Source organism: Paraburkholderia sp. BGA-UO-ETr-F21 (assembly GCF_059567925.1).
Map to the genome: position 1 here is coordinate 425,635 of NZ_JCAQOY010000040.1, position 12,477 is coordinate 438,111.

Genomic DNA, 12,477 nt, shown 5'->3' on the forward strand with positions numbered 1-12,477 from the left:
AGGGGACGCTTCGTCCACTGCATTGCAGCCGCCCACCCGGCGTACGTCTCATAACAACGCGAAAGAACTGACAACACCTAATATGAAAGGATATTGTAATGCCGTCATTTTCGCTTGTGGTCACTGTTACCTTTCCACATAAGCTGCTTAAGTATGACGATAGGCAACGCGGAAGCTCGCGATATTGATTGCGGCGGGAAGCATCCTGGCTCTGCGAGGCAGAAGTGCATTGGCCGCGTTAGCTGAACGATCGACGCTGGATGGCGGCACTGTGTCGGTCTGCGGATTTCCAGGTTCGGTCGTCAGGCTACCATCGCATTCCCCGGCTGAATAACGGAGGGTGGCACGAGATCTCGCCGGTGATCGCGTGCTCGGCCGATCTGGCTGGGCGCAAGCTGCCGCATTGATATGCATCATCATGGTTAGGTTATCCGGGGATACTCTCGAATGCTGGATGGACCTCGGGTACGACGATGACACATGGCCGGAACATCAAGGGGGCGGGGTTTGCAAGTGGTGGCGTTGCGACCAGGGACTATCCGGTCGCTTCCCTCGGCCCACCAATCCGGCTGAGCGATCCGACAGGCGTTCTGTTCAGGTTCGGCCGTATCGCACTTGCCGGCAACCGCTGGATGACGACGTTGCAGGATTTCCAGGTTGAAATTCGTTCATCCGAACCTGACAGTCTCGAAGTGGCATGGAGTGCGCTGGTGCGCAGTCCCGTGCGCGCCGATCTTTACAATGAAAGCGTTGCAGATGTCGTATGGTTCCTGTGTCTCTATCGCGATGGACTTCCCCTTCCGTTAGCCTATTTTTCTGACTCGTTTCCGCGACGATGCGGCACTCACGTGGAAGGGCGACGTGTCGGATACAGCAGGGATGACGGGCATAACGGCCGGAGATGGGAATGGGGCGCTGACATTCTTTGGCAGTTGCAGGACTGCGACAGCGCCGCCGGAAAGTTTGTCTATGCGCTGAATGTCACGCCATGCCGATAGCGCACGGAGATTTTGCAGGGCGTTTTTGTCTGCCCTTTGCATGGCGGAGCGCGCGGCTCGGAACGCGCAAAATATCGGTGGGCCGGGGGTGAACTGGCCGCTCCCACTGTAAAATCAGACTGTTTCACCTCGTGAGCAAACACCCAGACTCGTAGATTTTTCCTGCGGCAGTTTGTTTTGTCATCCAACAGCGTTTCACGTTGACTCGGAAATGATATCTGGATATCTTGGTCGGTCCGGGATGGATGTCCTCACTTCCCGGCGTGTGTTTTCGTAGCCTGCCGACTCTCACGGTAGGCTTTTTTTTAGGATTTGCGCACTCAGGGAAAGCAGGGTCGATTTTCTAGATCTTTTAAGAATCCATAATTTGGCACCACTTAACGCCCACGAAAGCGCGATTTCCAAAGCCGGAAAAACCGCTATGAGATCGCGGAATCCCAAGGTGGACCGGTACCTGACTGAAGTTTCTGCCGACGTCTGCAATTGAGAAAGACGCCAGACTGCACAGGGTCGAGAGCGGTACAACTATGGCGTAGGGTTTACCTGCGGAGGCGGCTCTTCCGGTCGGGCTGATAGGGCGCCTTCCCTCAATTCTCCCGAACTACGACGCCTTGATCTATCGCAAGGGTGGGTGCGCGGCGACGGAATAGCTTTTGTACGCGGCGGGGCATCCCGAGGACTAGCATGTTGATCCCGGTTCGCTCGGGCTCGCTTTTTACGAGGGACTTATCGAAGGGCCGCGACAAGGAAATTAGCCGTGCATATGAATACCCTTCTTAGCTACGATCAATATTGTGCAAACCTGCTCGGTCGTGAACAACGCGACCTTGGTGTGTCCTCGGATCGAGCTATAGACCGTCTCGAATCGGTTTATGGCAACAGCATCGACGCTCGCAGGTATTTTGATGCCGGGTTTTGCGGCGATGATTGCCCTGTGTGTACCGGGCTAATCAGATGACATCGAAAATTGCCTCATGTTGAGTCAGCAATGACCGCTCAGGAGCCGTTTCAGGAAGGCTCAAAGGGGGCCGATCACGTGCAGTGGCATGAGGCGCGGATCGGCCCAGACCGTGTCAAAACGCGTAGACACAGGGAATTGCCGAAACCAGGCCCGGCGTAGGACGCCGCTTGTGGATTACAGCAAGCCGAACGCCAAATCACAGCCGCACTCATCGCGATGGCTCAACAAGCCCCATGGGCTTCACGCCCGCATCGCTTTCATAACCGCTTCGGCCCTTTGCATGAAAGGCCGTATCTGCGGCGGTCGGAGGCTCGATCGTGGGGCGATAGCCGGCCATATGCAGACCCTGCGGAACCTTGCCGAGCACCTTGACGCCAAGACCGTCGAGGCCGAATACGCTGACACACAGCGTCGCCAGCACGACCGCGACAAGAATGCCCGGAAGCTTTCCGAAACGCGTCAGAAAGAGGATGAGCATGAGGCTTGCTACGCCCACTGCGAAGCTGGCCCAATTGGCCCTGCCCACGGCGATGGCCTGCGCAAGGCTGACGAGATCGCGCAGCGGTCCTTGCTCCTCGATTGAAATGGCGAACGGCTTGGGCAACTGACTGATCAGTACCGCGAGCGCAGTGCCGTTCATGTAGCCGTAGCGGATCGGCTTGGACAGCAATTCGGCGATGAAGCCCAGCCGCAAGCTTCCCATCACAACGCAGACCACACCGGACACGATGGCCATCATGCTGGCCATCGCGATCGTGCGAGAGGGATCGTCGGCAGGCGACCTGCGCAACCACCGCCAAAATGGGTGCAGCGAGCCCAGAGTCCGGCCCGAGCACCAATATTCGGCTTGGCCCGAATATTGCCCCGGCGAGCAGCGGAACAATCGTCGCGTATGGGCCGCATACTCCTGGAGCGCCCGATGCCTCCGCGTAAGCGGTGCCGACCGGCACTAACATCGTGGTCAGCACTAGGCCTGCGGCCAGATCCTTCGGCAGCCTGCCTGATACCCTTTAATGACCTGAATGCCGGGCAACGAGCGAAGGCATCGTTGTGCGCTTTATGTGCCACGCCCCGAGCGAATGCGACTGTCGATCCGCATGGTTCACACCTACAGACGCATGAGAGGCATAGATGGTGACAGTACGCCTTTAGCGTGCCAATCGCGTCGTCGTCTCGTAGGCCAGCGGTCCACACACCGTTGGTGAAAACAGGCTCGGTTCCTTAGTCACAGTAATTGATTGTCGCTCCGCGTGACATCGGCCCAAGGTCCTATATCTGCCAGTGTGCGTCAGGCCTATTCTTGACCTGATGTACTCCCGTTCGGAGATTGCCATGACAACGTCAACGGACCTTTTGACGACCATGGTCCCTTCGGCTGGTTGGCCGTTACCTTCGATCTCGAGCCCGCTTCATCACATTTCCCAGAGCCGGCACGTTTCCCGCTGCGGCGTACAGATCGACGCGCCTGCGCTTCGACGCGCGAAATCAACTTGAGGTGAAAAATGAAACCGTTATTGCTTTTCGCCGTGACCGTTGCTGTGTCAGCCTGTGCAAGCCAACCTATGCCGCCAAGCGCGCAATCGCTCGGAGAAAGTCAACGGCCGGCCTCCGCAGTCGCGCAATGCATTGCTCAGAAATGGGCAGACCAATCGCAACAGCAAGTCATATCGCAGGTGATTGTGGCGAACAACCAGGCGATGGATGTCTATGTTCCAGGTCAGCAGCCTCCGAGTGGTGCAGCCGCCGTCGTGCGGCCGTCGTGGACGGGTAACAGCCAAACGTGGGTCGGCTTCCGCGCGGGCAGCGGGGGCGGCAGCAACACCAGCGGAGATGTTGGAGGCTGCCTCTAGGCGGCGCGTCACTCTGCGTTACTTCGTTACCTCGTTGCTTCGACGGATATGGATCGCAATTTCAGGTGAGTCAGGCGCAAATCTGCCGCACTTCAATCGAGGAGAGGCTCATGAACCGTCGTACCTTCTTTTCGCTGAGTGCCATCGCACTGGCCAGCTCGCTCGCCGCTTGCGGCACGACCTCGAATCCGACGGAAGCGGCCAGCAAGCGTCATGAAATCGATGCCGGCGTCGATGGCGCTCTCAGCAAGCTGTACAGTTCGACGCCGGGCGCGCAGGCGCAGGCCAGCACGGCCAAGGGCATTCTCGTCTTCCCGTCGGTGCTCGCCGCAGGCTTGGTGGTCGGTGGCGAATACGGCGAAGGCGCGCTGCGCGAGGGAGGCGCGTCCGTCGGCTATTACAAGACCAGTACCGCCTCGTTTGGCCTGCAGATTGGCGCCCAGTCCAAGGCGGTGTTCCTGATGTTTATGACCCAGGACGCGCTTGATAAATTCCGGACGAGCGACAAGGGCTGGACAGCGGGCGTGGATGGCTCGGTTGCGGTGGCGAAGACGGGCGCCAACGGTGCACTCGACACCGCAACGACGGGTGCGCCGATCGTCGGTTTCGTGCTGACGAACTCCGGCCTGATGGCCAACCTTAGCTTCGAAGGCACGAAGGTCAGCAAGCTCGACATCTAATACCGGCACGGCACCGCACGACTATCGAGGCGTCCATTCCATCACGCGCGCATGCACACAGATGATCAGGGGCTGAAATGAAGATCAAGACTCTCCTTATGGTGGCCGCCGTCGCCATGATGGCGCGTCCGGCAGTTGCCCAGCCACAGACGTCGGTGGAGGTCACAAAAAAAAGGTACGGATAAGGCCACCGTGGTTGGAACGACAACTGTCACGGCCGCGGTTGTCGCAATTGATCCGGCTCCCCGGACCGCCACCCTGAAGGACAAGAGAGGCCGGGTCATCGAGGTGGAGGTGGGCGAAGAGGCGCGCAACTTTGCCCAGCTCAAGGTTGGCGATGTGGTCACGACCGGATACAGGGAAGCGATGTCGCTGAGTCTCACGAAAACGAGCGGCCCGCGTTCGGCCACGTAGCGCCTGACAGAACAGCGGGCCGCTCCGGGTGCCAAGCCCGGCGGCACGACCAGTCGGGAAATAACGGTAATGGCAGATGTCGTCGCCGTGAATGCAAAGGCGAAAACCGTCACCTTAAAGGGACCGCAAGGCGACACGGTGGCTGTAACGGTGCAGGACCCTGAGCAGGTGACGAATATTCGCAAGGGAGATCAGGTTGAGGTCGTGTACACGGAGGCGGTTGCGATATCCGTCACGCCCAGCATGAACAAGTAGCGGGTCGATGAATCTACTTCTTTCGGAAGTCGACGGACGCAGTGGCATGGTTCTGTGCCGGCAACCATGGTTGGGGGCGTGCCCAGGATTGTCGCCGGCAGATCCTCGAGGTGACCTGCCGGGAGACAAGTTATGCTGCTCACACCGATTACCCAACGGGTGTTGTCCAGAGAGTTGCTCGATGTACTGATCCGTGCTGGACTCGTAGCTGTTCTGGCCATTTTCTGTTTCCGGATATTCGTCCCATTCCTCAATCTCATGGTCTGGGCGTTGATCCTCGCGATTACGTTGTATCCGCTTCAAGTCAGACTTCGGCGCACGCTCGCCGGCAAGGACGGTCTGATCGCCACGCTGATCATCCTCGTCGCGTTTGGTGTCATCCTCGTGCCGACGTATCTGTTGGGCGTTGCGGTAGCCGAATCGATCGATAACGCGATGACCATTTTCAAAAGCGGCAGCTTCAGCATTCCGCCTCCCGCCGATTCGGTTGCCAGTTGGCCGGTGGTTGGGCAGCGTGTGCATGACTTCTGGCAGCGGGCCTCGCTCGACCTTACTGGTCTTGTGCTGAAGTTTGCTCCACAACTCAAGGATACCGGGCTCGCTCTGCTCGGAACGGTGACCGGTCTCGGCGCCGGGCTGTTGCTGTTCTTCGCCGCCCTGATTGTCGCCGGCATACTCATGGCCCATGGCGAGACAGGCCATAAAAGTGCGGTGGAGATCGCCTCGCGCATCTCCGGCCCGGAAAACGGCCCGCAAATCGCCGAACTTTGCACATCCACTATTCGTGCGGTCGCCCAAGGGGTGGTTGGGATCGCGTTCATCCAGATGCTACTAATTGGTGTCGCGTTCGTCGTCAAGGGTATTCCAGGAGCGGGTCTGCTAGCGCTCGCGGTGCTGCTGCTTGGCATCATGCAGTTGCCCGCCACCCTGATCACCATTCCGGTGATTATCTTCGTGATTGCCACGCAAGGTGTGAGCGCAATCACGATCATCTTCGCGGTCTATGTGTTCGTCGCGGGGCTTGCCGATAACGTGCTCAAGCCCTTGCTGCTGGGCCGCGGCGTCGCCGTGCCGATGCCAGTGGTTCTGATCGGCGCGCTCGGAGGCATGGTGACAGGCGGCGTCATTGGCCTGTTCATAGGACCTGTCATGCTCGCGGTCGGGTATCAACTGTTCTGGCGATGGGTAGAAGACCAGCCGAAGCCGAAGCAGTTAAAAGAAGATCAGCACGTCTGATGCTTCCGGGGACGATCGTGTTCTCTGCAGCACTGCACGCGCGCTGGTACTGGCTGCTGTTCGCCGCCAGTTGCCTGAGCGCGTGCATGCGCGTCGGCCCCGACTTTCACCCGCAGCATGAGAGCTGGACTGAGCACTGGAGCAGCGCGTCAATCGAGCAGGTAACACAGCAGGCAACACAGCCTGACATCCGGCAATGGTGGCAGGTATTCGCGGACCAGAACCTCGAGAGTCTGATCGCACAGGCCGATGCCAACAACGGCGACGTGAAGATTGCCGGCCTGCGTGTGCTCGAGGCGCGCGCCCAACTGGGCATCGCGATCGCGGGCCGCTATCCGCAGGTGCAACAGGCCAATGCCGACGCCCTGTACTCGGTGCAAAAGCGCTCGGATGGATTCAACCCGCGCTCAGGTGGCTTCTGGCAGTACGGGGCGGGCTTTAGTGTCGGCTGGGAGCTGGATTTCTGGGGGCGCTTCAGCCGCGCAATCGAATCTGCCAATGCCGCGTTTTTCGCGGCGCAAGCCAACCGGGATGACGCGTTGGTCTTGCTGCACGCACAGGTCGCCGATACCTATTTCGCGCTACGCACTGCTGAGGCGCGCCTGCGCATTGCGCGCGAGAACGCCCAGTTGCAAAAGCGCAGCTACGAGATCGCGCTAAAGCTCTTTAAAAGCGGTGAGACCGATGAACTCGACCTCCAGCAGGCAAAGACGCAGTATCTCGGCACGCTGAGCAGCATTCCCGATTTCGAGAGCCAGATCGTGCTCGCGCATCATGCGTTATCCGTGCTGATCGGACGGCCGCCCGGGCTATTGCCGGAACTGAATGTGCGAGCGGGCAAAGAGGAAGTGGTGCCGCTCGTGGATCGGGCCGTGTTGCAGGATGTCCCGGCGGATCTTTTGCTGCGCCGCCCGGATGTACGCGCTGCCGAATTGCAGATGGCCGCGCAGTCCGCGCTCATCGGCGTGGCGGAGGCCGATTTTTATCCGTCCGTGTCGTTGCTGGGCTCCCTTGTCTGGAGCGCCAGTTCGCTCACTGGCGCACCGAGCACGCTGGCCCTGGTCGGCGGCCCGAGCGTCACGTGGAACCTGTTCGATCACGGCAAAATAACCGACAACGTGCGCGTGCAGGACGCCCGGCTGCAGGAGCTGACGGTCGCGTACCAGAACACCGTGCGCGAGGCGGCCAGTGAGGCCGACGACGCCGCCACAACAATCATCGCTGCGTTGCAGCGCGACACGATCCTGAACGACGCGCAAGGGGCTGCGCGGCGCTCGCTCAAGCTCGCCAATACGATCTACCGGGAAGGGTACTCGGACTTCCAGCGAGTCCTCGACGCGCAACGGACCCTGTTCGCGCAGCAGGACGCGTACATCGTCAACCGCGGCAACGCGGTGGGCAGTCTGATTGCGCTTTATAAGGCGCTCGGAGGAGGCTGGTACTCGGAACAGCCGCTCGTCGATCCCGCGACGCGCCAGCAGATGCAGCAGCGCACCGACTGGGGCGACTTGCTGAACGAGTCGGATGTTCCTTCCGCTGCCGCCAGTTCGCCTAGAGGTTCGTCCCCATGAGCGACAAGCCCGAGCCCACCCCCGTGACGCCGCGGGAGGCGCCGGCGCCTGTCGCCGACCCGTCCGGCAGAGCGGTGAAGTGGGTCGTCTGCGTGATCGTCGTCAGCCTGATCTGGTATTTGTTCGCCGATCGCTTCACCCCTTATACGCAACAGGCACGCGTTCAGGCTTACGTCGTATCCGTCGCCGCGGAAGCATCGGGGCGGGTGACCCGCGTCCTCGTGCATAACAACCAGGAAGTCAAGCCGGGCGACGTGCTCTTCGAGGTCGATAGCGCGCAATACCGGATCGCCGTCGATCGCGCGCGGGCCGAGCTCGAGTCGACGCGCCGGCAGGTCGGCGCGAGCACGGCCGGGGTCGATTCGGCGCTCGCATCGTTGCGCGCGGCCGTCGCGAATGAAGTCAAGGCACGCCAGGACAGCGAGCGCCTCGAAAGGCTGTATCGCGACGATGAGGGCACCGTCTCGCTGCGGCGCCTCGAGGTGGCGCGAGCGACGCACGAGCAGGCCCAGAGCGAGGTTGCCGCTGCGCGTGCCGAAGTGGAACGCGCTCGCGAGCAGCAGGGCGGCAATGGGGAGGAGAACGCGCAGTTGCGCGCCGTTGCCGCAGCGCTCGAAAAGGCGGAACTCGATCTTGCGAATACGCGAATCAAAGCGCGCTCAGATGGCGTCATCACGGATCTGCGCACGGAGATCGGCCAGTTCGCAGCGGCGGGCAATCCGGTCATGACGCTGATTGCAATCCGCGACGTGTGGGTCAGTGCGGATATGACCGAAAACAACCTGGGGCATCTACGGCCCGGCACGCCCGTGATGATTGCGCTGGACGCGCTGCCGGGCGAAGTTTTCGATGGACGGCTTCGCAGTATCGGCTATGGCGTGAGTGTGGGGCAGAGCGCGCCGCCCGGAGGTCTGCCCACCGTACAGAACAGCCGCGACTGGCTGCGCCCCGCGCAACGCTTTCCGGTCGTCGTCGAGTTCGACCCGGGTGAGAGGGCGCGCCTTCACAACGTTCGTGTCGGTGGGCAGGCAGAGGTGATGGGGTTTCCAGATCCGGGTAATCCGCTCAATCCGCTGGGTCGCTTGTTTCTGCGCGTGATGAGTTGGGTCTCGTACCTTTACTGAATGGCTAACTACTGCATCTATGGGACACAGGCTTCAGCTTCTCGGTCCACGTACGCTACGCGTTGCCACAGGGACGGCACTTTGCCTGACGATCAGCTTCGCGCTGGACCTGTCGGTCCCCGTCATCGCGCCGGTGTTCGCCGTCTTTCTTCTCGCGACGCAAAACCGCCCACTGTCGTTCAAGGCCGGCGTAGCGTTCGCGCTGATCGTGGCATTGACCACGGGCAGCGGCTTGCTCCTTGTGCCGTTGCTTCGCCATTACGCTTTCGCTGGCGTGATGGTGGTTGGCCTCATGCTCTTCCTCGCGTTTCGCTATGGTTTGCGCGGCGGGAATAATCTGGTCTCGACCTTTCTGGTGGCCGGCCTGACGATGATCTCCGCTGCCGGAACCACTGACTTCCAGTCGGCCGTGACGGTTGTTGGCGCGCTGGTGAAGGGACTTGTGCTAGCCGTGCTGGTGGCAGGATTGACTCACATGCTGTTTCCCGAGCCCGTGAGCACGGGGCCACAACCTGCCGCTCAGGCCATGCCCGACGGGCAGGCGGCACGCATCGCGCTGCGCGCCGCACTCGTTGTCATGCCAGCATATCTGCTCGCCATCGCCGATCCCGCGAGCTACATGCCGATCATCATGAAGTCCGTAAGCCTCGGTCGACAAAGCTGTACCACGACAGCCCGTAGCGCAGCGCGCGATCTGATCGGCTCCACGTTGCTAGGTGGCTTGCTGGCGATCGTGTTCTGGCTTGCGCTCAGGCTCTTTGCGGACCTGTGGATGCTCTTCCTTTGGATGCTGCTGTTTGGCCTGTTGGTGGGTCGCAAGCTCTATCGCATCAACATAACGCGTTACTCAGCGGGTTTCTGGCTGAACAGCCTCGTCACCATGATCATTCTGCTAGGCCAATCGGTGCAAGACAGCGCGGCGGGAAAGGACGTCTACACGGCGTTCGCGGTACGTATGGGACTCTTTGTGGCCGTCACGGTCTACGCCTGTCTGATGTTGCTGATTTTCGAGCGAAGCCACCGCGCGTGATGACGCCGCGCGCAGCCGTGCCTCAGCCCAACGCAATTATTGGAGTCCCTGCTGATGTGATGCCGAAAGCGGGGTGGGACCGACATTCACCCACGTGTAACGGGGTGAGCACAATGTAGGAGGTACCTGCAAATGGGAAATGCGACAAGCGACGCGGTCGTCCGCCTGCGGGCGCGTGAGATCTTGCAGGAATCAGGCCGGACCCTTTGGTACCTGCGTGCAGTCCTGGCTAGCCTGCTAGTGCTGTTTGTGCTGCTAACGGTCGCAATGTATTACATGGGGGGCCCCGTGGAGACGGTGAAGCGAACGCCTTCGACGATGGAGGAAACCTGGTACTTCTGCGCGATCACGGCGCTGACGATCGGGTACGGCGACGTGGTCCCCACCTCAACGTTTGGCCGGATTGATGCGATATTGTTGGGCCTGATCGGCATGGTGTTCACGGGGCTGATCGTTGCCGCAGCCGTGCGGGGCGTGCAGGAAGCTGCGCGCCGGGCGGCTGGCGGTGTCGCAAATCCCAGCAAGCAATAACCACTGTGCTGTCTGAGCCGCTGGTCGACCCACCTACGATGCTATTGGCGTTGGGTTGTCTGCCACGCTCGGGTAGCCGTCGATGCCAGACATCAACTGCTCGTCGCCCATGAGGTCACGAACATACATCCATGCAACAGTGCTCTGCGACCGGACCCTGCATGGATCACGCGCAGCTTCAGCGCCCGTGCAACCTTGAAGACCTCCCTTCTTAACGGCTCGACCAGAAAGCGGCGCGGATTGCGGCCGGTCGAGCCGTCTAACGTAGCAAAAGGCACACGAGCAGCCATATAGGACCAAGGTCCAATACACCGAATGTTTTTACGTGTATAGGCTGGAAGTTCGCGAGCTTTGCACCGACAGACCATTGACGCAGACTCAACATCGGGAGTTCGTCATGAAGAACAAGATTGCGGCCGTGATGACCGTATCCCTCGCACTCGCATCCTTTTCGTGCGTTTGGGCGCAAGGCAATCCCGGAGCGAACCCATCGCCAGCAACTGAACACCCGGATGAGATCGTGAGAATGCACCAGCAGGTTGCTGCGGCGAATCGCGAATATGATAGGGAAGTCGCGGCTGCAAAAAGGGTCTATGACCACAAGAAAGCGGAAGCGAAAAAGAAGCGCGACGCTGCGGTTGAGGTCACTCACCGCGGCATGAGCCAGTAAAATGTATTCGCTGCGCACGCATTCCATAGGAATGACTTGCCGCAGGAAATGAGTTTCGGCAGTGGCATGACATGCTGGCGTCGGCTTCGCGACTGGCAGTCCGCATTTCGACGGTAATGCGCCAGCGCCCGCATCTCCAAGAGGGGCGCCTAGTCATCGGCACTGCCGATCGTCAGCGTGTCCGCGTTCATGGGGCACGTGACCTCAACGCCAGAATCGCTACGCACGCCCGGCAGTGTGCTCAGATAATTTGGGGGCGGCCAATCGCGTCCTGCTCACGGAACTCGGGCGGCACCTTTCGTCCACGGTTACATAACGTCTTGGCGTTGCGTGGACCAAAGCTGTCAACGAGCAGTGCTACATAGCCCCAAGTGGCCAGCCTGCGCGCCAACCGATAAGTCAGTTGCCTCGTCGTCGGCCTCGTCATATTAGAACGCGTTATTGTGCGGCTCGATGCGCCGTTTCCCCTCACGCATCGATCTCCGGAGCATGGCGGTCGCAGCACGCATTGGGGTAGCCAGACTCGAAGGGCTGACTACAATACGTGGGTGCAAGCGAAGCTACAAAGGCGGTTTGGTCAGAAATATTGGTCCGTACTGTGACGTTTCGATTCCTTCATTGGAGGCATGCCATGACGTGCCTGAACGAAAGGATTGTCGGCGTAATACTTTGTATGCTGAGCGGATATGCGCTCGCGGGGAGCCTCGTCATCGATTCGCCCGAAGAGATGACGCTTGCGAGCATCGAGCGTCTGCCCGTGGCGTCTGTTCCGCCCATTCCGAACCTGCAACGCTTTCTGCAGCGGCATGAAATGGAATTTCAGTCGAATCAAGGCAAGCCGTTTTACGCGCAAATCGAGGACTTTTATAGCGCGCAGGTGACGCACAACTTTCGATTCGGTGCCGGGAAAGCCACACCGACACTTGAGCCGGCGCGCCCGCAAGCGTCAGAGTTTCTCCATCCGGGTCCGTCACCCGCGCCGCAACTCTCGATCGTCCAGTTGTCGAACACGGCTTTGACGCTCCGTGCGCAACCGCAACGAAGGCTGTCGCTAACAGTCAATGACTGGGTATTTTCCGCCACGGCGCGTCTCGCTATTCTCCATTCACACGATACGGGCGCGACGCTCTCTGTTCGGCACGGCTTTTAATCCGAGG

The 12,477-nt window shown here is 60.2% G+C and carries 10 protein-coding genes and 2 pseudogenes; 11 read left to right on the top strand and 1 reads right to left on the bottom strand.

Translation table 11 applies throughout. The annotated features are described in order from the left end of the window. The first annotated feature begins 473 nt into the window (after nt 1–473). A complete protein-coding gene (locus AC57B1_RS34310) occupies nt 474–998 on the top strand; it encodes a hypothetical protein (RefSeq protein WP_496419923.1) in 525 nt (174 codons plus the stop codon). Nucleotides 999–2,299: 1,301 nt separating this feature from the next. Here the strand turns inward: AC57B1_RS34310 and AC57B1_RS34315 are convergent. Then, nucleotides 2,300–2,992 (bottom strand): annotated as a pseudogene (locus tag AC57B1_RS34315) (SulP family inorganic anion transporter); the annotation flags it as partial. 469 nt (nt 2,993–3,461) lie between these two features. Between AC57B1_RS34315 and AC57B1_RS34320 the strand changes: the two are divergent. The 10 genes and pseudogenes from AC57B1_RS34320 to AC57B1_RS34365 all read left to right on the top strand — a co-directional run bounded on the left by AC57B1_RS34320 (nt 3,462) and on the right by AC57B1_RS34365 (nt 12,470). Further along, nucleotides 3,462–3,809, top strand: a complete 348-nt coding sequence (locus AC57B1_RS34320) for a hypothetical protein (RefSeq protein ID WP_496419924.1) — start codon at nt 3,462–3,464, stop codon at nt 3,807–3,809. A gap of 110 nt (nt 3,810–3,919) precedes the next feature. Next, a complete protein-coding gene (locus AC57B1_RS34325) occupies nt 3,920–4,489 on the top strand; it encodes a BPSL1445 family SYLF domain-containing lipoprotein (RefSeq protein ID WP_496420332.1) in 570 nt (189 codons plus the stop codon). A 77-nt stretch (nt 4,490–4,566) separates the two neighbouring features. Beyond that, nucleotides 4,567–5,158: pseudogene (locus tag AC57B1_RS34330) on the top strand (hypothetical protein). Between the two features lie 132 nt (nt 5,159–5,290). Further along, complete coding sequence (locus AC57B1_RS34335) at nt 5,291–6,394, top strand: AI-2E family transporter (RefSeq protein WP_496419925.1); 1,104 nt, start codon at nt 5,291–5,293, stop codon at nt 6,392–6,394. Further along, entirely contained in the window at nt 6,394–7,965 is a 1,572-nt protein-coding gene (locus tag AC57B1_RS34340) for a TolC family protein (RefSeq protein WP_496419926.1), read from the top strand. Before AC57B1_RS34335 ends, AC57B1_RS34340 begins: the two co-directional genes overlap by 1 nt. Beyond that, nucleotides 7,962–9,089 (top strand): HlyD family secretion protein, encoded by a 1,128-nt coding sequence (locus AC57B1_RS34345; protein WP_496419927.1) that lies wholly within the window; start codon nt 7,962–7,964, stop codon nt 9,087–9,089. The genes AC57B1_RS34340 and AC57B1_RS34345 overlap by 4 nt, the downstream gene beginning before the upstream one ends. Before the next feature lie 19 nt (nt 9,090–9,108). Then, nucleotides 9,109–10,119 carry a DUF2955 domain-containing protein gene (locus AC57B1_RS34350; protein ID WP_496419928.1) on the top strand — a complete coding sequence of 337 codons (1,011 nt, stop codon included), beginning with the start codon at nt 9,109–9,111 and terminating at the stop codon, nt 10,117–10,119. 132 nt (nt 10,120–10,251) lie between these two features. Next, nucleotides 10,252–10,650, top strand: coding sequence for a potassium channel family protein (locus AC57B1_RS34355; RefSeq protein WP_496419929.1), 399 nt, complete (start codon nt 10,252–10,254; stop codon nt 10,648–10,650). A 397-nt stretch (nt 10,651–11,047) separates the two neighbouring features. Next, complete coding sequence (locus tag AC57B1_RS34360; RefSeq protein WP_496419930.1) at nt 11,048–11,320, top strand: hypothetical protein; 273 nt, start codon at nt 11,048–11,050, stop codon at nt 11,318–11,320. Between the two features lie 631 nt (nt 11,321–11,951). Continuing rightward, the gene (locus tag AC57B1_RS34365; protein WP_496419931.1) at nt 11,952–12,470 is read left to right on the top strand and encodes a hypothetical protein; all 519 of its coding nucleotides are present in this window, start codon (nt 11,952–11,954) and stop codon (nt 12,468–12,470) included. The last annotated feature ends 7 nt before the right edge of the window (nt 12,471–12,477 follow it).